At 61.8% G+C, this 22611-nt stretch carries 24 protein-coding genes; 9 read left to right on the top strand and 15 right to left on the bottom strand.

Features of this window, described 5'->3' with window-relative positions; all coding sequences use genetic code 11:
• Nucleotides 1–58: 58 nt before the first annotated feature.
• From prpC to acnD, 3 genes are all read right to left on the bottom strand, one after another.
• Entirely contained in the window at nt 59–1216 is a 1158-nt protein-coding gene (gene prpC / locus ACFO24_RS12365) for a bifunctional 2-methylcitrate synthase/citrate synthase (RefSeq protein WP_207574175.1), read from the bottom strand.
• A 46-nt stretch (nt 1217–1262) separates the two neighbouring features.
• A complete protein-coding gene (gene prpF, locus ACFO24_RS12360) occupies nt 1263–2462 on the bottom strand; it encodes a 2-methylaconitate cis-trans isomerase PrpF (RefSeq protein ID WP_377738619.1) in 1200 nt (399 codons plus the stop codon).
• Between the two features lie 78 nt (nt 2463–2540).
• Entirely contained in the window at nt 2541–5174 is a 2634-nt protein-coding gene (gene acnD, locus ACFO24_RS12355) for a Fe/S-dependent 2-methylisocitrate dehydratase AcnD (RefSeq protein ID WP_377738618.1), read from the bottom strand.
• Nucleotides 5175–5335: 161 nt separating this feature from the next.
• Here acnD and ACFO24_RS12350 point away from each other — a divergent pair, with 161 nt between their 5' ends.
• The 3 genes from ACFO24_RS12350 to ACFO24_RS12340 all read left to right on the top strand — a co-directional run bounded on the left by ACFO24_RS12350 (nt 5336) and on the right by ACFO24_RS12340 (nt 8623).
• Nucleotides 5336–6775 (top strand): short-chain fatty acyl-CoA regulator family protein, encoded by a 1440-nt coding sequence (locus ACFO24_RS12350; RefSeq protein ID WP_207574178.1) that lies wholly within the window; start codon nt 5336–5338, stop codon nt 6773–6775.
• Nucleotides 6776–6898: 123 nt separating this feature from the next.
• The gene (locus ACFO24_RS12345) at nt 6899–8221 is read left to right on the top strand and encodes an NAD(P)/FAD-dependent oxidoreductase (RefSeq protein WP_377738617.1); all 1323 of its coding nucleotides are present in this window, start codon (nt 6899–6901) and stop codon (nt 8219–8221) included.
• Nucleotides 8222–8257: 36 nt separating this feature from the next.
• Nucleotides 8258–8623, top strand: a complete 366-nt coding sequence (locus tag ACFO24_RS12340) for a DUF5368 domain-containing protein (protein ID WP_207574179.1) — start codon at nt 8258–8260, stop codon at nt 8621–8623.
• 23 nt (nt 8624–8646) lie between these two features.
• Here ACFO24_RS12340 and ACFO24_RS12335 read toward each other — a convergent pair whose 3' ends face one another.
• Complete coding sequence (locus ACFO24_RS12335; RefSeq protein WP_377738615.1) at nt 8647–9555, bottom strand: DMT family transporter; 909 nt, start codon at nt 9553–9555, stop codon at nt 8647–8649.
• A 132-nt stretch (nt 9556–9687) separates the two neighbouring features.
• A complete protein-coding gene (fnr, locus tag ACFO24_RS12330) occupies nt 9688–10416 on the bottom strand; it encodes a fumarate/nitrate reduction transcriptional regulator Fnr (protein WP_207574181.1) in 729 nt (242 codons plus the stop codon).
• A gap of 195 nt (nt 10417–10611) precedes the next feature.
• Here fnr and hemN point away from each other — a divergent pair, with 195 nt between their 5' ends.
• Together hemN and ACFO24_RS12320 are read left to right on the top strand one after the other, a co-directional pair.
• The gene (gene hemN / locus ACFO24_RS12325) at nt 10612–11994 is read left to right on the top strand and encodes an oxygen-independent coproporphyrinogen III oxidase (RefSeq protein WP_377738614.1); all 1383 of its coding nucleotides are present in this window, start codon (nt 10612–10614) and stop codon (nt 11992–11994) included.
• Nucleotides 11995–11997: 3 nt separating this feature from the next.
• Nucleotides 11998–12684, top strand: coding sequence for a sulfite exporter TauE/SafE family protein (locus ACFO24_RS12320; protein ID WP_377738612.1), 687 nt, complete (start codon nt 11998–12000; stop codon nt 12682–12684).
• A 264-nt stretch (nt 12685–12948) separates the two neighbouring features.
• Here ACFO24_RS12320 and ACFO24_RS12315 read toward each other — a convergent pair whose 3' ends face one another.
• Complete coding sequence (locus tag ACFO24_RS12315) at nt 12949–13284, bottom strand: cell division protein ZapA (protein ID WP_377738611.1); 336 nt, start codon at nt 13282–13284, stop codon at nt 12949–12951.
• Nucleotides 13281–13514, bottom strand: coding sequence for a DUF904 domain-containing protein (locus ACFO24_RS12310; RefSeq protein ID WP_207574185.1), 234 nt, complete (start codon nt 13512–13514; stop codon nt 13281–13283). The genes ACFO24_RS12315 and ACFO24_RS12310 overlap by 4 nt, the downstream gene beginning before the upstream one ends.
• Before the next feature lie 215 nt (nt 13515–13729).
• On the opposite strand from ACFO24_RS12310, the gene ACFO24_RS12305 reads away from it, so the two are divergent.
• Genes ACFO24_RS12305 through ACFO24_RS12295 form a run of 3 tightly spaced genes read left to right on the top strand, consistent with a single transcriptional unit; the run spans nt 13730 to nt 16318 of the window.
• The gene (locus ACFO24_RS12305) at nt 13730–14554 is read left to right on the top strand and encodes an ABC transporter substrate-binding protein (protein WP_377738610.1); all 825 of its coding nucleotides are present in this window, start codon (nt 13730–13732) and stop codon (nt 14552–14554) included.
• Complete coding sequence (locus ACFO24_RS12300; RefSeq protein ID WP_377738609.1) at nt 14532–15554, top strand: FecCD family ABC transporter permease; 1023 nt, start codon at nt 14532–14534, stop codon at nt 15552–15554. Before ACFO24_RS12305 ends, ACFO24_RS12300 begins: the two co-directional genes overlap by 23 nt.
• Nucleotides 15551–16318, top strand: coding sequence for an ABC transporter ATP-binding protein (locus tag ACFO24_RS12295; RefSeq protein WP_377738608.1), 768 nt, complete (start codon nt 15551–15553; stop codon nt 16316–16318). The genes ACFO24_RS12300 and ACFO24_RS12295 overlap by 4 nt, the downstream gene beginning before the upstream one ends.
• A 151-nt stretch (nt 16319–16469) precedes the next feature.
• Here the strand turns inward: ACFO24_RS12295 and ACFO24_RS12290 are convergent, their stop codons facing one another.
• On the bottom strand, nt 16470–16946 hold the full coding sequence (locus ACFO24_RS12290) for an ABC transporter substrate-binding protein (protein WP_377738607.1): 477 nt from the start codon (nt 16944–16946) through the stop codon (nt 16470–16472).
• Between the two features lie 38 nt (nt 16947–16984).
• On the opposite strand from ACFO24_RS12290, the gene ACFO24_RS12285 reads away from it, so the two are divergent.
• Nucleotides 16985–17263 carry a hypothetical protein gene (locus tag ACFO24_RS12285; RefSeq protein ID WP_377738606.1) on the top strand — a complete coding sequence of 93 codons (279 nt, stop codon included), beginning with the start codon at nt 16985–16987 and terminating at the stop codon, nt 17261–17263.
• Between the two features lie 42 nt (nt 17264–17305).
• Here ACFO24_RS12285 and ACFO24_RS12280 read toward each other — a convergent pair whose 3' ends face one another.
• The 7 genes from ACFO24_RS12280 to thiS form a co-directional block, all read right to left on the bottom strand.
• Nucleotides 17306–18085, bottom strand: coding sequence for an ABC transporter ATP-binding protein (locus ACFO24_RS12280; RefSeq protein WP_377738605.1), 780 nt, complete (start codon nt 18083–18085; stop codon nt 17306–17308).
• 16 nt (nt 18086–18101) lie between these two features.
• Entirely contained in the window at nt 18102–18815 is a 714-nt protein-coding gene (locus ACFO24_RS12275) for an ABC transporter permease (RefSeq protein ID WP_207574191.1), read from the bottom strand.
• Nucleotides 18816–18833: 18 nt separating this feature from the next.
• The gene (locus ACFO24_RS12270) at nt 18834–19520 is read right to left on the bottom strand and encodes an ABC transporter permease (protein WP_207574192.1); all 687 of its coding nucleotides are present in this window, start codon (nt 19518–19520) and stop codon (nt 18834–18836) included.
• Nucleotides 19521–19611: 91 nt separating this feature from the next.
• Nucleotides 19612–20385: a lysine/arginine/ornithine ABC transporter substrate-binding protein gene (locus ACFO24_RS12265; RefSeq protein WP_377738604.1), complete on the bottom strand. Its 774-nt coding sequence runs from the start codon at nt 20383–20385 to the stop codon at nt 19612–19614.
• 190 nt (nt 20386–20575) lie between these two features.
• Entirely contained in the window at nt 20576–21499 is a 924-nt protein-coding gene (locus tag ACFO24_RS12260) for a thiamine phosphate synthase (protein ID WP_377738603.1), read from the bottom strand.
• 10 nt (nt 21500–21509) lie between these two features.
• Nucleotides 21510–22319 (bottom strand): thiazole synthase, encoded by an 810-nt coding sequence (locus ACFO24_RS12255; protein WP_377738602.1) that lies wholly within the window; start codon nt 22317–22319, stop codon nt 21510–21512.
• Nucleotides 22320–22410: 91 nt separating this feature from the next.
• Nucleotides 22411–22611: a sulfur carrier protein ThiS gene (gene thiS, locus ACFO24_RS12250; RefSeq protein WP_207574196.1), complete on the bottom strand. Its 201-nt coding sequence runs from the start codon at nt 22609–22611 to the stop codon at nt 22411–22413.

The raw sequence follows: 22611 nt of genomic DNA, 5'->3' as shown, positions 1-22611 counted from the left end.
CATGTTTTATGGCTGAAATCGTTTATTTATTAGCGGTAGCAGCTACGTTGTTCAATGATTACTTGCGCTCGTCGATGGGCACAAACTTCAGATCGTCCGGGCCGGTGTAGTTGGCGCTGGGGCGGATGATCTTGTTGTCGATGCGCTGCTCGATGATGTGCGCCGCCCAGCCGCTGGTGCGGGCGATCACAAACAACGGCGTGAACATGGCGGTGGGCACGCCCATCATGTGGTAGCTCACGGCGCTGAACCAGTCCAGGTTGGGGAACATTTTTTTGACTTCCCACATGACCGATTCCAGGCGCTCGGCGATGTCGTACATCTTGGTGGAGCCAGCCTCGTCCGACAGCTGCTTGGCCACGCCTTTGATGACCACGTTGCGCGGGTCGCTGATGGTGTACACGGGGTGACCAAAGCCAATGACCACTTCCTTGCGCTCCACGCGGGCACGGATGTCGGCTTCGGCTTCATCGGGGTTGTCGTAGCGCTTTTGAATTTCAAAAGCCACTTCGTTGGCACCGCCGTGCTTGGGGCCGCGCAGCGCGCCAATCGCGCCGGTGATGGCCGAGTACATATCGCTGCCCGTGCCGGCAATCACGCGCGAGGTGAAGGTGGAGGCGTTGAACTCGTGCTCAGCGTACAGGTTGAGCGAAATGTTCATGGCCTTGACCCAGCTGTCGGCGGGCTTGGCACCGTGCAGCAGGTGCAGGAAGTGGCCGCCGATGCTGTCGTCGTCGGTTTCCACTTCGATGCGGCGGCCATTGGTGCTGAAGTGGTACCAGTACAGCAGCATGGAGCCCAGCGAAGCCATCAGGCGGTCGGCGATGTCGCGCGCGCCAGCGATGTTGTGGTCGTCTTTTTCCGGCAGGGTGCAGCCCAGCACGGACACGCCGGTGCGCATCACGTCCATGGGGTGGCTGGAAGCGGGCAGCTGCTCCAGCGCCGCCTTGACGTTGGCAGGCAGGCCGCGCAGGGCCTTGAGCTTGGCTTTGTAGCCCTTGAGTTCTGCGCGGGTGGGCAGCTTGCCGTGGACCAGCAGGTGGGCCACTTCTTCAAATTCGCACTGGTCGGCCAGTTCCAGAATGTCGTAGCCACGGTAGTGCAGGTCGTTGCCGGTCTTGCCGACGGTACACAGCGCGGTGTTGCCAGCGGTCACGCCGGACAGGGCCACAGACTTTTTGGGCTTGAAGGTGGGGGCTGCTTGTTCAGTGGTCATCGTGTCGCTCCTTGGAATGAAAAAAGGGGAAAGGGAAAAGAAGGGGTTATTCGAGGGTTTCGGCGGGTACGCGCACCCAGCCTTCCATCAGGATGCGGGCGCTGCGGCTCATGACCGCCTTGGTCACTTGCCACTGGCCATTCACCTGCTTGGCTTCTGCGCCCACGCGCAGCGTGCCCGAGGGGTGGCCAAAACGGACGGCTTCGCGCTCACCGCCACCGGCGGCCAGATTCACCAGCGTGCCGGGCACAGCGGCGGCGGTGCCAATGGCCACGGCGCAGGTGCCCATCATGGCGTGGTGCAGCTTGCCCATGGACAGGGCACGCACCAGCAAATCCACATCGCCCGCTGCGATGGCTTTGCCGCTGGAGGCGGTGTAGCTCTTGGGTGGGCTGACAAAGGCAATCTTGGGCGTGTGCTGGCGCTTGAGGGCTTCTTCCGGGGTTTGGATCAGGCCCATGCGCAGGGCCCCGGCGACGCGGATTTTTTCAAAACGCTCCAGCTGCGCGGGGTCGTTGTTGATGTCTTCGCGCAGTTCGGTGCCCTGGTAGCCGATGTCGGCTGCGTTTACGAACACGGTGGGGATGCCGGCGCTGATCATGGTGGCGGGAAAGCTGCCCACGCCGGGCACGTCCAGCGTATCGACCAAGTTGCCGGTGGGGAACATCGCGCCGCCGTCGTCGCCATCGTCCGAGGGGTCCATGAATTCGAGCACGATCTCGGCAGCGGGGAAGGTCACGCCGTCCAGCTCAAAATCGCCCGTTTCTTGCACCTGCCCGTTGGTGATGGGTACGTGGGCAATGATGGTTTTGCCAATGTTGGCTTGCCAGATGCGCACCACGCAGGTGCCGCTGCCCGTGCCATTGCCTGGGATGCGGCTGGCATCGACCAGCCCGGCGTGGATGGCAAACGCGCCCGCCGCGGTGGACAGGTTGCCGCAGTTGCCGCTCCAGTCCACAAAGTCGGTGTTGATGGACACTTGCCCGTAGAGGTAGTCCACGTCGTGGTCGGGGCGCGTGCTTTTGGACAGGATCACGCACTTGCTGGTGCTGGAGGTGGCGCCGCCCATGCCGTCGATGTGGGCGCTGTAGGGGTCGGGGCTGCCGATGACGCGCTGAAACAGCTGGTCGCGCGCGCGGCCCGGCACTTGGCAGCTTTGCGGCAGGTCTTGCAGGCGAAAGAACACGCCCTTGCTGGTGCCGCCCCGGATGTAGGTGGCAGGGATGCGAAGTTGGGGTTGTGGCATAAAGATTGAACCTTTCATAGCTTGTTGCGCTGTTAAATAAAGGGTTTCAAGGCATTAATACCTTGAAACCCTTATGTATTAAGCGGTACCAGCTAGGAAATCCTGCGCAAAGCGCTGCAGCACGCCGCCCGCTTCGTAGATGGATACCTCTTCCGCCGTATCCAGGCGGCAGGTCATGGGCACACGCACCACTTCGCCGTTTTTGCGCTGAATGACCAGGGTCATGTCTGCGCGTGGGGCCAGATCGCCTTCCACGTCATAGGTTTCGGTGCCATCCAGCTGCAAGGTGTTGCGGTTGGTGCCGGGTTTGAACTCCAGCGGCAGCACGCCCATGCCGATCAGGTTGGTGCGGTGGATGCGCTCAAAGCCTTCGGCCGCAATGGCTTCCACCCCGGCCAGGCGCACGCCCTTGGCGGCCCAGTCGCGGCTGGAGCCTTGGCCGTAGTCGGCCCCGGCGACGATGATCAGCGGCTGGCGGCGGTTCATGTAGGTTTCAATCGCCTCCCACATGCGCATGACTTGGCCTTCGGGTTCGACGCGGGCCAGCGAGCCTTGTTTGACCGTGCCGTCCGGGTTTTTCACCATTTCGTTGAACAGCTTGGGGTTGGCAAAGGTGGCACGCATGGCGGTCAGGTGATCGCCGCGGTGGGTGGCGTAGGAGTTGAAGTCCTCCTCGGGCAGGCCCATCTTGGCCAGGTACTCACCGGCAGCCGAGTCGGGCAGGATGGCGTTGGACGGCGACAGGTGGTCGGTGGTGATGTTGTCCGGCAGGATGGCCAGCGGGCGCATGCCTTTCAGGGTGCGGGGGAAGGCGGCCAGTGCGCCCACGCCTTCGGTATCCCAGTAGGGCGGGCGGCGAATGTAGGTGGAGGTGGGCCGCCAGGCGTACAGGGGCGAGGTTTTTTCCCCTTTGCTGCGGTGGATGCTGAACATGGGTTCGTACACCGCGTGGAATTGCTCGGGCTTGACGCTGGCGGCAACGATGGCATCAATCTCCGCATCGCTGGGCCACAGGTCTTTCAGGGTGATGGGCTTGCCTTGGGCATCAAAGCCCAGCGCGTCCTGCTCGATGTCCAGGCGCACTGTGCCAGCCAACGCGTAGGCGACGACCAGCGGGGGCGAGGCCAGGAAGGCCTGTTTGGCATAGGGGTGAATGCGCCCGTCAAAGTTGCGGTTGCCCGAGAGCACGGCGGTGGCGTACAGGTCGCGGTCGATGATTTCTTGCTGAATCTTGGGATCGAGCGCACCGCTCATGCCGTTGCAGGTGGTGCAGGCGTAGGCGACGATGCCAAAGCCCAGCTTTTCCAGCTCGGGCAGCAGGCCGCTGTCTTCCAGGTACAGCTTGGCCACTTTGGAGCCGGGGGCGAACGAGGTTTTCACCCACGGTTTGCGCACCAGGCCCAGGGCGTTGGCCTTTTTGGCCAGCAGGGCAGCAGCGACCACGTTGCGCGGGTTGCTGGTGTTGGTGCAGCTGGTGATGGCGGCAATGATCACCGCGCCATCGGGCATCAGGCCTTGGGCTTCTTCGCCCTTGCCCGCTTGCAGCTTGGCGGCATCGGCAATGCCGCGCTCGGCCAGGTCGCTGGTGGGCAGGCGGCGGTGCGGGTTGCTGGGGCCGGCCATGTTGCGCACCACGGTAGAGAGGTCAAAGCGCAGCACGCGCTCGTACTGGGCGGTTTTCAGCGCATCGGCCCACAGGCCGGTTTCTTTGGCGTATTGCTCGACCAAGGCCACCTGCTCAGGCTCGCGGCCGGTGAGTTTCAGGTAGTCAATGGTTTGCTGGTCGATGTAGAACATCGCCGCCGTGGCACCGTACTCGGGGCACATGTTGGAGATGGTGGCCCGGTCGCCAATGGAGAGGCTGTCGGCACCCTCGCCGAAAAACTCCACGTAAGCGCCCACTACGCGCTCTTTGCGCAGGAATTCGGTCAGCGCCAGCACGATGTCGGTGGCGGTGATGCCGGGCTGGCGCTGGCCGGTCAGCTCCACGCCAACGATGTCGGGCAGGCGCATCATGCTGGCGCGGCCCAGCATCACGGTTTCGGCCTCTAGGCCGCCCACGCCCACAGCGATCACGCCCAGCGCATCGACGTGCGGGGTGTGGCTGTCGGTGCCCACGCAGGTGTCGGGGAAGGCCACGCCGTCACGCAACTGGATGACAGGGCTCATTTTTTCCAGATTGATCTGGTGCATGATGCCGTTGCCCGCAGGGATCACGTCCACGTTCTTGAACGCGGTTTTGCACCAGTCGATGAAGTGGAAGCGGTCGGCGTTGCGGCGCTCTTCGACTTCGCGGTTTTTCTCGAACGCATCGGGGTCAAAGCCGGCGTATTCCACGGCCAGCGAGTGATCGACGATGAGCTGGGTGGGCACCACCGGGTTCACCTGGGCCGGGTCGCCGCCTTGCTCGGCAATGGCATCGCGCAGACCGGCCAGATCGACCAGCGCTGTCTGGCCCAGGATGTCGTGGCAGACCACGCGGGCCGGGTACCAGGGAAAGTCCAGATCGCGCTTGCGGTAGATGAGCTGCTTGAGCGCATCGGTCAGCAGGGCCGGATCGCAGCGGCGCACCAGTTGTTCGGCCAGGATGCGGCTGGTGTAGGGCAGGCCAGCGTAAGCGCCAGGCTCAATGGCATCAATGGCGGCGCGGGTGTCGTAGTACTGCACATCGGCAGTGCCGGGCAGGGTTTTGCGGTAGGCGTTTTGGTTCATAAAAGGCGGTTTCTTTCTGGATGGACCGAGGAGGCTGCACAAGCTTGATTTGCAATTTACGCAAAACCAGGCGCTTCTAAAACACTGAATTTGCAAAACATAGTAAATTGCACGTCGCTAATTTGCAAATTTTGCGAATTTCTACCGTAGTAAGTACGACGATGTCCAAAATTTTTATGGGAGTGCGCCTGCGCTCCCTGCGCCAAGAGCGCGGCATGACGCAGGTGGCGCTGGCGCAGGCCTTGGGTATTTCGCCCAGTTATTTGAACCAGTTGGAGCAAGACCAGCGGCCGTTTACGGTGTCGGTGCTGCTGAAAGTCCACCGTGTGCTGGGGGTGGATATTCAGCAGTTTTCCGAAGACGAACAGGCGCGGCTGGTGGCCCAGCTGTCCGATGCGGTGGCCGCAGTCCCGGATCTGCCCGCCGTGCCGCAGGCCGAGCTGCGCGAGCTGGCGGCCAAGTTGCCCCAGCTGTCGCAAGCCCTGCTGGCCCTGCACCGGCGGCATCAGCAGGACACCCAGCGGTTGCACACCCTGGCCGATCGGCTCAGCCGCGTTGGCATGGATGAAGCCCCGGGCTGGGTGGACGATGCCTTGCCCCCAGGCCAGATGCCGTTTGAGGCCGTGCGGGATTTCTTTTTTGCCCACCGCAATTACTTTGACAGCCTGGATCGCGCCGCCGAGGCGCTGGCCCAGCAGGCCCAAGCCCAAGGCGGGGCGCTGCCCGAGTGGCTGACCCAGCATTTGCGCCACCAGCACGGCGTGTTTGTGCTGCGCAGCGAAGCCGGTGATGCCCCCCTGCGCCGCTTTGATGCCGCCAGCCGCACCTTGCATCTGTCGGCCGATTTACAGCCCAGCCAGCAAGCCTTTCAATTGGCCACGCAGCTGGCGCTGCTGGAGCTGCAGCCGCAAATGCAAACCTTGCTGGCCACCCACCACTGGCAAGACGAGGCCACGCGCCGCCTGGCCAGCATTGGCCTGGCCAACTACGTGGCCGGGGCGCTGATCCTGCCCTATGGGCGGTTTTTGCAGGCGGCCGAAAGCCTGGGCTACGACATTGAGCTGCTGGGCCAGCGCTTTGGCGTGGGCTACGAGATGGTGTGCCACCGCCTCTCGACCCTGCAGCGCTCGGACGCGCCGGGGGTGCCGTTTTTCTTTATCCGCGTCGATCGCGCGGGCAACATCAGCAAGCGCCAGTCGGCCACGCACTTTCACTTTTCCAAGACCGGTGGCTCGTGCCCGCTGTGGAATGTGTACGAGGCCTTCGCCCAGCCCGGGCGCATCCTGCCGCAGCTGGCCAGCATGCCCGATGGGCGCGTGTATTTGTGGATTGCCCGCAGCATCACCCACGAAGGGCGCGGTTGGGGCATGCCGGGCAAAACCTTTGCCATTGGCCTGGGCTGCGATGTGCAGCATGCGCAGCGGCTGGTGTATTCCAAGGGACTGGATTTGCGCAACCTGCAGGCGGCCACCCCCATTGGCATGGGCTGCAAGGTGTGCGAGCGCACCGCTTGTCCGCAGCGGGCGTTTCCCTTCACGGGCAAGCCGCTGCGGGTCAATACCGATGAGAGCAGCTTTGTGCCGTACGGCGTGGGACAGTGAGGGCCCTGCGGGCAAACCCTGGCGTTTTTTTGGGCAAGGGTGGCAGTCAGTACTCTATAATTTATTTAAAAATAGATTGTGTTTGAATAAATTAATTGACGCTTCTTACTCCAGGAGACAAGCATGGATCGCATCAACAACTTCAACCGCCGAGACTGGCTCAAGCTGCTGACGGCGGGTGCAGCCGCCGCTTGCGCCACGCACAGTGCCCAGGCCCAGGCAGCACAGCCGGTCAAGACGGCTGCCCGCATCGTGATTGCCGGGGCCGGGGCGGCGGGGTTGGCGGCGGCTTCGCGTCTGGCGCAGCAGTTGTCGGGTGCCCAAATTACGCTGGTGGACGCGCGCAAAGAGCACTATTACCAGCCTGGTTTTACCCTGGTGGGCGCGGGCATCAAACCGGCGGACTATGTGGTGTCACAAACGGGTAGTTACGTGCCCTCTGGGGTGCAGTGGGTGCAAGAGCGCGTTGCCGAAATCGACCCCGAGGGCAACAAGGTGGTTACGCAATCGGGCCAGGTGCTGCCGTATGACTTTTTAATTGTCGCCACCGGCCTGCAGCTGGAATATGGCCGCATCGAAGGCATGGAGCCGGGCCTGATTGGCCAGCATGGCATTGGCAGCATCTACAACGGCCCGGATGCCGCAGCCGCCACCTGGGGCTTGATGAGCCAGTTTGCCACCCAGGGCGGACGCGGTGTGTTCACCCGCCCCGACACCGAGATGAAGTGCGCCGGTGCGCCGCTCAAATACACCTTTCTCAGCGAAGACCGCGCCACGCGCCAGGGCGGGCGCAGCAAGGCAGAGTTTGTTTATTTCTCGAACAACGCGGCCTTATTTAGCGTGCCCATCGTCTCGGAGAAGGTGCGCATGCTGTTCAAAGAGCGCAACATCCAAACTAAGTACCACCGGGTGCTGACAGCCATTGACCCTGGCAAACGCATTGCCACTTTCAAGACCCAAGAGGGTACCGAAGAGCAGAACTGGGACTTCATTCACATCATCCCGCCCATGCTGGCCCCAGAGGCCGTGCGCAACAGCCCTTTGCCCTGGCAAAGCGGCAACTGGGCTGCCGAGGGCTGGATGGAGGTGGACAAGGGCACGCTGCGCCACGTGCGCTACCCCAACGTCTTTGGTGTGGGCGACATTGCCGGCGTGCCCAAGGGCAAGACAGCGGCCAGCGTGAAGTGGCAGGTGCCGGTGGCCATCGATCACTTGGTGGCCGATATCCAGGGCAAGCAGTCCGATGCGCTGTACAACGGCTACACCTCCTGCCCCCTGATCACCCGCCTAGGCCAGGCCATGCTGGTGGAGTTTGATTACGAAAATAATCTCACGCCCTCCTTCCCCGGGGTCATTGCGCCGCTGGAGGAGCTGTGGATCAGCTGGGTCATGAAGACCATGGCCCTCAAGCCCACCTACATCAGCATGCTGCGTGGCCAGGCTTGATTCCCAGAACCCCGAACCCCAAGAAGGAAACCCGTCATGAAAGAACTCGATCCGCTGATTTTCTGGTACGTCTTTCAAGAGATGCTGGGCGCACCGCTGCTGTGGTTGCTCATTATTTTGATAGCTGGAGGCACTTTGGCCTTCTTATTTTTACTATTCAAAGAGCGCACAATCGTTGCTAGGCGCATGGTAGGTGCTCAAGCAATAGGATTGCTCGGCGGTGCGCTGGCCCTAGTGGTGATGGCCAAGGTGTCGTCCTCGGGCTTTACCGATGCAGGCGGCCCGGCCGACTGGTTTTTGATTGCCCTGGTCTTTGGCCTGGGGGCTGTGGGCACCACGGTGTTGGGTTACACTGTGGCGGGCTATATGCACTGCAAATGCCCGAGGGCTGCAAAGGCCTAGCCGCTCGTGGCGCTGGGGCTTTTTTAGCGCCGCCCGCGTTGCATGATGGCGGTGCCCAGCACCGCCAAAGTGCCGCCAATGAGCAGGCTGGTATCCAGTGCCTCGTGCAGCAGCAGCGCCGACACCGCCACCCCCACCACCGGCACCAGGGTGATGTAGCCGGCTGCCGCGCCTGCACCCAGGCGCTTGACCCCATCAAAGAACCAGGCATAGGCCAGGGCCGTGGCACCAAAGGCCAAGAACAACAAAGCCCCCCAGGCACTCCAGCCGCTGTGCAGGGCAGCTTGCACTCCGGCAGGGCCTTCCACCAGCAAGCTGGCCACAATCAAAAACAGCGTGCCAAAGCTGGCCGTCACCGCCGTGGCCGAGAGCGCATCCACCCCATTCATCACCCAGCGCCCCAGCAAGGTGTAGCCCACCCAACAGGCCACACAACCCAGAATCAGCCACTCGCCCAAGCCCAGCTGCCCCTGCAAAATGTGCAAGGGGTTGCCTTGGGAAATCACGATGATGGCGCCGCAAAACGCCATGGTCATGCCCAGGCCGATGATGGCATTGAGCCGTTCTTTGAACAGCCACACCGCCAGCAGCAGCGTGACCACCGGATTGAGGGTGATCAGCAAGGCCGCCTTGCCCGCCGGCAGGTACTGCAGCCCCGACAGGAACAAGCTGGCATAGCCAAATACCCCAACAAAACCGCCTAAAGCCATACCCATCCAGCGCTTTGTGCTCCAGTTTTTAAGTTGTGCAAAACCGCCACTGTGGTACATCCACGGCAGCAACACCAGCAGCGCCAGCACAAAGCGCAGGCTGGCAGCGGCCAGCGGCGGCATGGCCTGGGCCACGATGCGCCCGGCGGGCCAGGAGGCCCCCCACAGAATGACCATGCCTAGCATGCGGGCGTGGGGGCCAAAGTTGGAAAGTCGTAGCATAGGGGGCGCACTATAGGCTTGCTGCACCTGCGTGGTGCTGGATAGTGCCAAGAGGTTTGGGAAAGAGCAGGCCTTTGCGCAGGCCTGGGGGTTGAATATTGGATGTTGGGTGGCTGGTGCCAAGGGGCCAGGTCAGCGCCCTTCGCGGGAATTGTTCACCAAGCGCTGCAGTGCCTCTTGGTTGAGGATGCGGATATGGCGCTGTTTGACCTCCACCATGCCATCTTCGACAAATTTGGAGAAGGTGCGGCTGACAGTTTCGAGTTTGAGGCCCAGGTAACTGCCAATTTCTTCGCGCGTCATGCGCAAAATCAGCTCCGAAGAAGAAAAACCGCGTGAATGCAGGCGTTGCACCAAATTCAAAATAAATGCGGCCAGTCGTTCCTCTGCCCGCATGCTGCCCAGCAGCAGCATGACGCTGTGCTCGCGCACGATTTCACGGCTCATGACTTTGTGCACATGTGATTGCAGCGCCGTGACTTCGCGGGAGATTTCTTCGATGCGGTTAAACGGCATCACGCACACTTCGGCGTTCTCTAGCGCAATCGCATCGCAGGTGTGGTGATTGTGAACAATGCCATCCAAGCCAATGATTTCCCCCGCCATTTGAAAGCCGGTGACTTGGTAGCGACCGTCCTCGGTGGCGACACAGGTTTTGAAAAATCCGGTGCGAATGGCGTACAGCGAGGTGAAATCTTCACCGTTTTGAAACAGCATGTCGCCACGCTTGATCTTGCGCCGGGTGGCGACCACCTCTTCAATGCGCTGCATTTGCTGGCAGTCCAGGCCCACGGGCATGCACAGTTCGCGCAGATTGCAATTGGAGCAGGTAACTTGTATGGATGCAGTGGTAGGAGTCATTGAGCCAAGACCGCCGTTGCCCGGGGCAAAGAGAGAAAACAAAGAAAAACACGGGGCATTTGGGGTAAGCCCGTGCTGCGCTGACTTAGGTCAAATTATCACCCGTTTCTTTTTAAATAAATAATTGACGCACGTCAAGTCGGTAGCTTGGTTATTTACCCGAAAATAAAGGGCTTACCAAGGAGAAGATTGCCCATGAGTATTGTCACGCCCGATTTGCTGCGCCGTTATGACGTGCCAGGGCCACGCTATACCTCCTACCCGACGGCTGACCGCTTTGTTGAGGCCTTCCGCGAAAAAGATTACATCGTTGCGCTGCAGCAGCGCAAAGTGCTATCTGCCACGGCAGTGCAGCCACTGTCGCTGTACATCCACATCCCGTTTTGTGAATCGCTGTGCTACTACTGCGCGTGCAACAAAATCATCACCAAGCACCATGATCGGGCGGCAAAGTACTTGCAGTATCTGGAGCGTGAGCTCGATTTGCATGTGCAGCACCTGGGGCGTGGGCAGGTGGTGAGTCAGCTGCATTTTGGGGGGGGAACACCGACATTCTTGTCCGATGAAGAGCTTGTCAGCCTGATGCAGGTACTGCGGGCACGTTTTGAGTTTGCCCCCGATGGTGAATATTCGATTGAGGTGGATCCCCGCACGGTCACACCTGAGCGTTTGCAAGTGCTATGGGATATTGGCCTGAACCGCCTGAGCTTTGGCGTGCAGGATTTTGACTCTGATGTGCAGCAAGCCGTGCATCGCATTCAGCCGGCTGAACAGGTGTTTGCCTTGGTTGAGGCGGCCCGCAAAATCGGTTTTAAATCGCTGAACGTCGATTTGATCTACGGCCTGCCCAAACAAAATCCGCAATCCTTTGCCCGTACGCTGGAGCAAGTGGGCGAGTTGCGGCCTGATCGCATTGCCTTGTATGGCTACGCCCACTTGCCTGAGCGCTTCAAGTCGCAGCGGCGCATTGTGCGGCCTGACTTGCCCACAGCGGGTGACAAGCTGGAAATGCTCTCGGCGGCCATTGATAGCTTTATTGATGCAGGTTATGTGTACGTGGGGATGGACCACTTCGCCCTGCCGGACGATGCCTTGGCGATTGCCAAACGCCAAGGGCGCTTGCACCGCAACTTTCAAGGCTATAGCACCCAGCCCGATTGCGATTTGATTGCTTTGGGCGTGTCGGCCATTGGCCGCATTGGCGGCACTTACAGCCAAAATGCAAAAACTTTGGACGAGTATTACGATTTGATCGACCAAGGTTTGCTGCCCATTGTGCGTGGTTTGGCGCTGTCTAAAGACGACTTGATTCGTCGCGCCGTGATCATGGCCATCATGTGCCAAGGCGAGCTGTTGTTTGAATCCATCAACAACGCCTGGCTGATTGATTGCAAGCAGTACTTTGCCGCTGAGTTTGAGTTGCTGCGCGGCCAGCAAGAAGAGGGCTTGGTTGAAGTGTTGGATGACTGTATTCGTGTCACTTCTAAGGGATGGTTTTTTGTCCGTGGGGTGGCCTTGGTGTTTGACCGCTATTTGCAAGCCGCGCGCAGTCGGGAGCGCTTTTCGCGGATCATCTGATCCATGCTGATCTCTTTACTGTGGACAACCTTATTCATGGGGCTCGTAGGGGGGCCCCATTGTCTTGTCATGTGCGCAGCGCCTTGTGCGCTGGTTGCCTCTGGTGGTGCTTCTGACCAGGCCGTATCGCGTTGGCGGTGGCTGAGTTTTCACGTTGGGCGTTTGCTCGGCTATAGCGCCTTGGGGGCTTTGGCCGCCTGGGCCATGGGCGAGATGGCCTGGCTGGCCAGCACCACCACTTGGCTGCGCCCTGTGTGGACGGGCATGCATTTGGCCATTTTGTTTTGGGGTGGGCTAATGCTGCTCCAGGGCCAACAGCCGCGCTGGCTGGAGGCTGGTGGGCGGGCTGTGTGGCGCAAAGTGCAGCCTTTGGTGACGCAACCCAGTGGTAGCTTTTTGGCGGGTATGGCCTGGGCACTTTTGCCATGCGGGTTGTTGTATTCGGCAGTGCTGACCGCCGCCTTGGCGGCCAATCCTGGCTTTGGGGCGCTGAGTATGCTGGCTTTTGGCGTGGGGTCGGGCCTGTGGCTGTGGCTGGCTCCGCTGGCTTGGCGTTTGCTGCAAGGGACCGTGGGGCGTTGGCGCAGCGATTGGGGCACCCGGGCGGCGGGGGCGATGCTGGTGGGGGTTGCGTTGTGGGCGCTGTGGCTGGATGCGGTGCATGGGCCAGAGCTGTGGTGTGCGACCTAGCCAAGCGTTGGCGGGTGCCAGCCCTGCGCATAAGGCCGAAGGCATAAGGTGTCTGCAAAACTACCGGGCCGTCAACCTGAACCGGGGGTTCAGGTGGGCGAGGGCAGCCTGGCGTTGGGTTCATCTGACGCGAGACGATCACGCTCCCCAGGCAATGTACCAAGCCCGTGCTCAATGAGCATTGGTTCAAGGCAATATAAAGCCCGACAGAATTGCAGACGGCGCGATTTTAGCAAGCCTGCAGGGGCAGGGCTTAGAAAATAATTAAATTGTTGGTGAGGGTGCCAGCACCCGGTCTAGGCGCTCAACCAGGGCGTTCAGGCGAGCCTGCTCGGCGGCGGTGGGTGCGGTGCAGATGGGGGTTGGCTGCGGTTGCAGCAGCTGCTGCTGAATGTGCTTTTGCAAGGCCTGGTTTTGGAAGGCAAAGTTCACGGCCGCCAACACGGCAGCCTGTTCGCGGGTGCGCACTTTGGCCAATTCACACAAGGGCTGCATGGCCTGGTTGGCTTTGACCACGGCTTCGAGCAAGGCCGCTTCTTGCCCATCGGGGCAGCTTAAAACATAGTCTTGCTGCAAAATTTTTACGGAAACTTGGCTCATGCCTCCTCCTGGTCAGCGCTGTGTGTGCTTTGATTGACGGGCAATTGTGCGATCAAGGTATCAATGCGGGCGCGGGCTGCTTGCAGGCGCAGGCGCAGCGAGTCACGCTCTTGGAGGGTGGCGTTGAGTTGCGCCTGCAGCTCGGTGTGGGCGTGCGCCAGCGCTTCGTAGCGACTGAGCAAGGCCTCGGTACGCGCGGCCAGATCGTCAAGGGAAAAAGTGGTGGTCATGCAGGGGTCGATTGTAGGCGTTGCGCTGATTTTTGTGCGGCGCAGCAAATGCAACAGATGGTGAATTGGTCAGGGCTTCTACAATCCTGGTGGTGGTGCAATATTCTAAAAAAATAGCGCGTACCGCTTGTTTAATCAATAAAAACTAGTGAATGAATCTTAAAAATATGTCAGCAAAGCGGTTCATGCTATGGCTTGTATGGTTTTGCAGTGGCTTGCCGCTTCAAATTCAGGCCCAGACGGCCCCTGCGCTGGAGCGTGCTCCCCAGCGGATTGTGAGTTTGCAACCGACATTGACCGAGGTGCTGTGCGCTTTAGAGCAGTGCCAGCGCCTGGTGGGCATAGACCGCTATTCGAGCTGGCCGGCTGAGGCCCTCGCCCATGTGCCCAAGGTGGGGGGCGGCCTGGATCCGAGCCTGGAGGCCATCATCGCCCTGCAACCCGATGTGGTGCTGCTGTCGCGTGCCACCCCGGTGGGGGAGCGTTTGCGGGCTTTGGGTGTGCGCACGGTGGTGCTGGATGCGCAAAACCTGACCGAGGTGCAGCACATGATCGTCACCATCGCCGCTTTGGTCCACCAGCCTGCAGCGGGGGCGCAACTGTGGCAGCGGCTGCAAGCAGGGCTGGATGGCGTGGCGCAGCGCTTGCCACCGACGATTGCTGGCACCCGCGTGTATGTTGAAGTGGGGCAAGGGCCGTATGCCGCTGGGGCCAGTTCTTATCTGGGTGAAATTTTGACCCGCATGGGCATGGTCAATGTGGTGCCGGCAGAAATGGGGCCTTTCCCCTTGGTGAGCCCCGAGTTTGTGCTGCGTGCGGCCCCGCAAGTGGTGATTCAAGGCGCGGCCGCGGCCGCTGCGCCCCCTTTTCCTGGGTGGGGGCAATTGCCCGCGGTGCGCGAGCAGCGCATTTGCCGTTTTGATGCGGAGCAAATCAATATTTTGGTGCGCCCCGGCCCGCGCATGGCACAGGCTGCGCAGCTGCTGGCCCAGTGTTTGATCGACAAGGCCCCTCGCCATGCCAAGCCATCCTCTTTGTAACACCGCGCCCGCCGCCCGTTGGCTGGGGCTGGCTTTGTTGCTGCTCAGCCTTGGGTTGCTGGTGATGGGGGTGGCGGTGGGCAGCACCGGGCTGGAGGCGGTGTGGCGCTGGCCGCACGATGCCATTGCCCAGCAAATCATTGTGGAGATTCGCTTGCCGCGCACGCTGGGGGCTTGGCTGGCCGGGGCGCTGCTGGGCTTGGCTGGAGCGGTTGCGCAAGGATTGTTTCGCAACCCTTTGGCCGATCCGTACCTGCTGGGCAGTGCTTCCGGGGCGGCGTTGGGCGGAGCGCTGGCCTTGCTGTTGGCCGGTGGTGCTCCGCTGGGCTTGCTGTGGCTGCCGCGGCTGGGCATGACGGGGATGGCGTTTATGGGGGCTGCCGGTGCGGTGTTTTTGGCGCTGGTTTTGGCCCAAGGCAGTCAGCAGGGCTTGCGCCTGTTGCTGGCCGGGGTGGTGGTGGGGGTGGTGCTGGGCGCGGTGCGCGATGGGTTGGAGCTGCGCTACCCCGAGATTTTGCAGCCCATGAAAGCCTTTGGCCTGGGCAGCACCGCATTGGTCGGCTGGGCCGCGTGCGCTGTGATGGCCGCAGCCTGGCTGCTGTGTTTGGCCGCTGCCTGGAGTCTGGCGCGGGCCTTGGATGGCTTGGCCCTGGGCGAGGCCACGGCCGCCAGTTTAGGCCTGCCTTTGACGGCGATGCGCTTGGGGCTGCTGGCCGTGCTGGCACTGGCCACGGGCACGGCGGTGGCGCAAACGGGGTTGATTGCTTTTGTCGGTCTGGCTGCGCCGCATTTGGTGCGCAGCCTGGTGCGGGTGCCCCACCGCACCAGCGTGGTGCTGGCCAGTGCCATGGGGGGGGCGTTGCTGTTGGCGGCGGATATTTTGGCGCGGGGCTTGCTGGCCCCCCAGGAGTTGCCCGTCGGTGTGGTCACCGCCTTGCTGGGGGGTAGCTATCTGCTGGTGCTGATGTACCAGCGCAGAATGCGGGACTTGGCATCATGAAAAAGATAGCTATTAGCGCTGAATCTATCAGCGTTAATGCCAAAAATAGATGTATTTTGAACCGGGTGGATACGGCGATTTTTGCCGGGCAATGGACGGCCATTGTGGGCCCCAATGGTGCGGGCAAATCGACGTTGCTGCGCGCCTTGGCTGGGCTGCAACCGCTGGCCCAGGGGCAGGTGCAATTGCTGGGCCAGCCCCTGGCCCAGTGGCCGCGCAAGGCCCAAGCCCGGCAGCTGGCCTGGTTGGGCCAAGGCGAGGCCGCCCCCGCTGACTTAAGCAGTTACGACGTGGCCATGCTGGGCCGCCTGCCGCACCAAAACTGGCTGGCGGCCCCCAGTGCCGCCGACCATGCGGCCGTGGCCCAGGCGCTGCAGGCCACCCAGGCCTGGGATTGGCGCGATCGGCCTTTGGGGGAGCTTTCCGGTGGCGAGCGCCAGCGCGTGCTGCTGGCCCGGGCTTTGGCCACCCAGGCCCCGGTTTTGCTGATGGATGAGCCTTTGGCCAATCTGGATCCCCCCCACCAAAGTGACTGGATGGCCACAGTGCGCCGCCATGCTGCCCAAGGGGGCACGGTGGTGAGCGTGTTGCATGAGTTGGGGGTGGCGTTGCAATCTGACTGCTTGATCATTTTGCAGGCCGGGCAGCTCGTACACCACGGGCCCAGCGATGATGCCGTGACCCATGCGGCACTGGAGGCGGTGTTTGATCAGCGAATTCGGGTGTGTGCGGTGCAGGGGCAGTGGGTTGCGCTGCCGGTGTAGCGGCGCTGGCCCCCGCCCCCCGCTTTGCGTCGCTGCCAGCGCCATCCGGCAGGATGCGGGCAGGAAGGGGGCAGCGCGCGACTGGGAGTTTGATGCTTACTTACTGTGCTGCAGCGCGTGCGCTGGCGGCTTTGGCCTGGGCGGCTTCGAGTTACTGCTGCAGGGCGGCGGCTTCGGCCTCGGCGGCTTTGGCATCGGCTGCAGCCTGGGCTTTGGCGGCGGCATTGGGGTCTTCTGCCTTGTCACCTTGGAAGGTGCTGGCCAAGGCATTGCCGGCCATGGTGCCCACCACTGCACCCACTGCAGCGCCGGCAACGGTGCCCATCATGCCGGAGCCAGCGCTGGCCGCTGGAGCCGCTGCGGTAGCGGCAGGCGCTGGGGCCGCCGCAGCGCTGGCCGGTGCTGCCGGGGTGGCGGGTGTGGCGGGTGTGGCGGCTGCCGGGCGTTGGGCAGCGGCCGGAGCGGCAGGGGCTGCGGGGCTGGTCGGTGCTTTGCTGACTGCTGCGGGGCGTGCCATGGGCTTTTTCGCCCCCCCCAGGCGTTTGGCTTGGGCAACGGAAGGGATGGCAAAGGCTGCGATCGTGACGGCCAGGACAGAGGCGGTTGCACGCAGGGAAGTCGTTGTCATACGGATTACTTTCTTTGGGGTTGGAGAGGATGTAGAACGTGTTCACGATCTCCTCATGGGTGTGCGGGCGCGGCTTCGGGCGGTCTGCGTCGTTGCAAATCCTCGCAATAGCCAAGCTATTGCTGTGGTTTGCGCCTCGCAACCCATCCCGAACCGCATCCCCCTCACCTTCATTCGAGATCATGAACACGTTCTTAGGGCCTGCTTTGGAGGGAGGGGTGGGGCCAGAGTTCCCAGAAAAAATGCGCCGAGAAGAAAAAATTTTCCTCATAAAAAAGAGCTTGTTCCGCACGAAAAATCAATATTTCAGCAGCTAAACAGGCTGAGACCTTTTTGATTCAAGCGCAAGCAGCTATCTTTTACTTCAGGCTGCCCGATAAGAACTTGGCCAGCCGCTCGCTTTGCGGGTGAATGAGCACCTGCTTGGGGTCGCCTTGCTCTTCGATCAGGCCCTGGTGCAAAAAGACCACGTGGTTGGAGACTTCGCGGGCAAAGCCGATTTCGTGGGTGACGACGACCATGGTGCGCCCCTCCTGGGCCAGCACCTGCATGACGCGCAGCACTTCGCCGACCAGTTCGGGATCGAGGGCGCTGGTGGGCTCGTCAAACAGCATCACCTCGGGCTCGACCGCCAGGGCGCGGGCAATGGCCACGCGCTGCTGCTGGCCGCCGCTCATGTGGTTAGGGTAAACGTCTTCGCGCCCTTCCAGGCCAACCAATTGCAGGTATTTGCGGGCGCGGGTGATGGCTTCGTCTTTGGGCAGGCCCAGCACGTGGATGGGCGCTTCGATGATGTTTTGCAGCACGGTTTTGTGCGCCCACAGGTTGAAGTGCTGGAACACCATGGCCAGCTTGGTGCGCAGGCGCTGCAGTTGCTTGGGGTTAACGGCCTCCAGCTCGCCATGGCGCCCGGCCTTGAGCTGCAGCTCTTCCCCGGCGACGATGATGCGGCCTTGTTGGGGCTTTTCCAGCAGGTTGATGCAGCGCAGCAAGGTCGATTTGCCAGAGCCGGAGCTGCCGATCAGGCTGATCACGTCGCCCGCGCGGGCATGCAGGGTCACGCCTTTGAGCACTTGGTTGCTGCCGTAGCTTTTGTGGATGTTTTCGGCCTGGAGTTTGAAGGCGGTGGTATCGGTCATGGGCTGAAATAAAGACTTAATTGCTGCGTGGGGCCAGGTAGGCCAGATAGCGTTTTTCTAGGAGGCGGAAAAAGCCGATCAGGGCAAAGGTCACGCACAGGTAGAGGACGGCGGCGGCCAGGTAGGCCTCAAACGGCAGGTAGTAGTCCGAGTAGATTTGGCTGGCCACGGCGGTGATGTCGGTCAGCGCCGGGACGGTGCTGGCCAGGCTGGTGGAGTGCAACATCATCACCACCTCGTTGCTGTAGGGCGGCAGGGTGCGGCGGATGGCGCTGGGCAGCACGATGCGGGCCATGATCTGCCAGCGGCCCATGCCCATGGCGCGGGCGGCCTCGACCTCGCCGGGGTCGGTCTCGCGGATGGCCCCGGCCAGCATTTCGGCGGTGTAGCCGCCGGTGTTCAGCGCAAAAGCCAGCAGGGCGCAGAAGAAGGGCTCTTTAAAGTGCGTCCAGGGCCAGACGGCATCCCAGCGCTCTTGAATCCAATCGAGCTGTGCCAGGCCGTAATAAATCAAATACACCTGAATGAGCAGCGGCGTGCCGCGCACAAAATAGGTAAAGCTGCCGACCAGCTTTTGCAGCACCCAAGGGCCGTTGGTCAATGCCAGGGCGCAGGCCACGGCCAGCACCGCGCCGATGCCCAGGCTGGACAGCAGCAGCGATAAGGTGGTGAGCAGGCCGTGCCAAAAGGCCAGCAGTTGTTCGGTCTCGAAAATGATTTCCCAACTCATGGTGAATGCTTCCTTTGGTTAGAGTTGGACTTTTTCGGTGCCCAGGCTGTAGCGGGCGTTGATGCGCTTGAGCACGCTGAGCGAGACGCTGGTGAAAACCAGGTACAAGGCCGCGGCAAACATTAAAAAGATAAACGGCTCGCGTGTGGCGGCGCTGGCCTGCTTGGCCATATAGGTCATGTCGTGCAGGCTGATCAGGCTGACCAGGGCGGTGGCCTTGATCAGCACCAGCCAGTTGTTGGTGTAGCCGGGCAGGGCGTAGCGCACCATTTGCGGCAGGGTGATGCGCAAAAAGGTGCGCACCGGCCCCATGCCAAAGGCCCAGGCTGCTTCCATCTGCCCCTTGGGGATCGAGAGGATGGCCGCGCGAAAGGTCTCGGTCATGTAGGCCCCGTAGATAAAACCCAGGGTGGCCACACCGGCGATGAAAGGGTTCAAATCCAGCACATAGTCTGAGCCCATGGCCTCGAACAGGTTGTTGATGCCGATGGCGGCACCGTAAAAGACCAGCAGCATCAGCACCAGCTCGGGGATGCCGCGCACCACGGTGGTGTACAGCGTGGCCAGCCAGACCAGGGGGCGGCGGCCCGAGAGCTTGGCAGTGGCCCCCAGCAAACCCAGTACGGTAGAGACCAGCAGCGAGGCCAGCGAGACGGCCACGGTCAGCAGCGCCCCTTGCAAAATGGAAATGTAGTAATGGCTCATGCGCAGTACAGCTAAGAAAACAGCGAGCCCGCCCACTTGCAATCAAATGGGCGGGCTGGTGAGAGCGGCAAATCAGGCCTGCAGAGCGGGCTTAGTTGCCGTAGGGGTCAAAGTCGAAGTATTTTTTGGCGATTTTGTCGTAGGTGCCATTGGCGCGGATGGTTTTGATGGCCGCGTTGATCTGGCCGATCAGCTCTTTTTGGCCTTTGCGGGCCGGAATGCCAATGCCATCGCCGTAGTACTTGGTGTCGTACTGGTCAGGGCCAACGTAGCCGTAGTCCTTGCCCTCGGGCTTGCGCAGGAAGCCGCCGTGTACTTCCACCTTGTCGGCCACAGTGCCATCCAGGCGGCCAGCGTTGATGTCCAGGTACACCTGGTCTTGCGCTTCGTAGGGCACGACGTTCACGCCAGCGGGTTTCAATTCGCCCATGGCCCATTTCTCTTGGGTGCTGCCTTTGAGCACGCCGATGGACTTGCCTTTGAGGGAGGCCGGGCCGGTGTATTCCGTGCCCTTCTTCACCACGATGGCGCTGGGGGTTTTGTAGTAGCGGTCAGAGAAATCGACCACTTTGCGCCGCTCGTCGGTGATCGACATGGAGCTGACGATGATGTCGTACTTGCGCGCTTGCAGGCCGGGGATCATGCTGTCCCACACCTGTTCGACGAAGACGCACTTGCGCTTCATCTCGGCGCACAGGGCTTCGGCAATGTCCACATCAAACCCGGTGGGTTTGCCGTCGGCGGTTTTAAAGGTAAAGGGTTCGTAGGTGGGGTCAATGGCCACCTTCAGGGGTTTGAGATCGGCGGCCTGTGCGGTAAAGGTGCAGGCCGCCAACAAGGCCAGCCCCAGCAGTTTTTTGCTCATAAATTTACCTTCCTTGGATGGACAAGATTCCTGTGATCCCCCCTTGCCATCGCAAGGGCGGGGGTGCGTGGCATTGTAAGAGTTTGCTTTCGGGCTTTTATTGCGGTTTGCACGGATAGTGTCTTATTGAATGTTTTTCATCATAAAACATTGACGATTTGACCAATCATGTCGCTTTTGTTGCAATAAATTAAGGGTATGTACTGAACTGTTCCTTGAGCAAAGTGGCGGCGGCCTCTGGGTCGGGGGCGTTCACCAGCGCCCGCACCACGGCAATGCTGCCCACGCCGGTGGCGCGCACGGCGGCGAACTGCTCGGCACCGATACCGCCGATGGCCACCAGTGGCGTGCCGCGCAGCAGCTGGGCGTAGGCCGCCAGCCGGGCCAAGCCTTGCGGGGCGGTGGCCATTTTTTTCAGTGTGGTGGGAAAAACGGCACCCAGGGCGATGTAGCTGGGGTGTACCGCGTGGGCTTTGCACATTTCCGCATAGCCGTGGGTGCTGATGCCCAGGCGGGTGCCGCTGCTGCGGATGCGCTGCAGCGCACCGGCGGGCAGGGCATCGAGGTCTTCTTGGCCGATGTGGATGCCGTAAGCACCGGCGTGCAGGGCCGCCTCCCAATGGTCGTTGATGAACAAGCGGGCCCCTGTGCCCTGCACGGCAGCGACGGCGGCCTGCACCTGGGCGTGGATGGCGGTGGGGTCGTCGCTTTTAAAACGCAGTTGCACCGTGGGCACACCGGCGCGGGCCATGCGGCCGACCCAGTCGGCATCGGGCAGCACGGCGTACAGGCCCAATTGCTGCGGGCAGGGGGCAAAGGCGTGGGCCGGGTCGGGGGCGCTCAGACCGAAATCTGCCGCATGGCTGGGCCAGAGGCTGGCATCAAACGCCCCCAGGCGCTGGCTTTGCCGCTGCCAGGCCAGCGCCAGGGTGTGGGCATCGCAGGCGATAAAGCCCAGCTGGCTGCAGGCGCTGAGGGCGGCCTGGTAGATGGGGTCAGCATTGCCGCCAGTGGCGGGCGTGGGCTGGGCGGGCAGGCCGTCCTGCCCGGCAAAGCGGGTGCGGTGCGCGGCCAGGATGGCGGCCTGTAGGGTGGCGATGGATGCGTCGTTCATGCGGTGTGGTCTATGCGTGGTGCCAGAAGGGGGTGCCCAGGGTGGGGGTGCTGGGCTGGGCGGCGGTTTGCTCGGCCATGGCCCCGGCGCGGTAGGCGTTGCGCCCGGCCTGGGTGGCATCGGCAAAAGCACCGGCCATGGCCACGGGGTCTTGCGCCAAGGCGACGGCGGTGTTGAGCAGCACGCCGTCAAAGCCCCACTCCATCACCGTGCAGGCGTGGCTGGGTCGGCCCAGGCCAGCATCAACGATCAGCGGCACGTCCAGGCGCTCGCGCAGCACCTGCATGGCGTAGGGGTTGGCCGGGCCACGGCCCGTGCCAATCGGCGCGGCCCAGGGCATGACGGCTTGGCAGCCCACATCGACCAGGCGCTGGCACAGCACCAGGTCTTCGGTGCAGTAGGGCAGCACTTTGAAACCATCCTTAATCAGGATGTCCGCCGCCTGCACCAGGTTGAGCGTGTCGGGCTGCAGGGTGTAGTCGTCGCCGATCAGCTCCAGCTTGATCCAGGGTGTGTCGAACACTTCGCGGGCCATTTGTGCGGTGGTGATGGCTTCTTGCAGGCTCATGCAGCCGGCGGTGTTGGGCAGTACCGGCACGTTCAGCTGCTTGAGCAATTGCCAGAAGCTGGCCCCGGCATCTTGCACCTGGGCGGTGTTGCTGCCCTGGCGGCGCAGCGCGGCGGTGACCATGGCCGGCTGGGCGCGGCGCACGGCGGCTTCCAAAATGGCGGGCGAGGGGTAGCGCGAGGTGCCCAGCAGCAAGCGGCTGCTGAAGGACTGGCCATACAGGGTCAAGGGTGTATCTGGCATGGTATTCATTAAATTGAGAGCTGCTTGCGTACGATATATCTATGTTTAAGACTATTTATAGGCTGAAAGCAAATAAATAAAAGCGCAAGCAGCTATTGTTTTAACCTCCCGTTACCGGGGCAATCACTTCCAGCCGATCCCCTTCTTGCAGGGGTTGGTGGGCGTACTGGCTTTTGGGCACAAAGCGGGTGTTCAGCGCCACCGCGTAGGGTGGTTGGGCATTCCACTGCGCCAGGGCATCGGCCACGGTGGCGCTGGCTGCGGCCAGTACCACGGGTTGTTGGTTGATCAGGATGTGCAT

The organism is Comamonas denitrificans (assembly GCF_042654745.1).
GTDB classification, from domain to species: Bacteria; Pseudomonadota; Gammaproteobacteria; order Burkholderiales; family Burkholderiaceae_C; genus Comamonas; species Comamonas denitrificans.
This window is presented reverse-complemented; position numbering and strand designations above follow the sequence as displayed.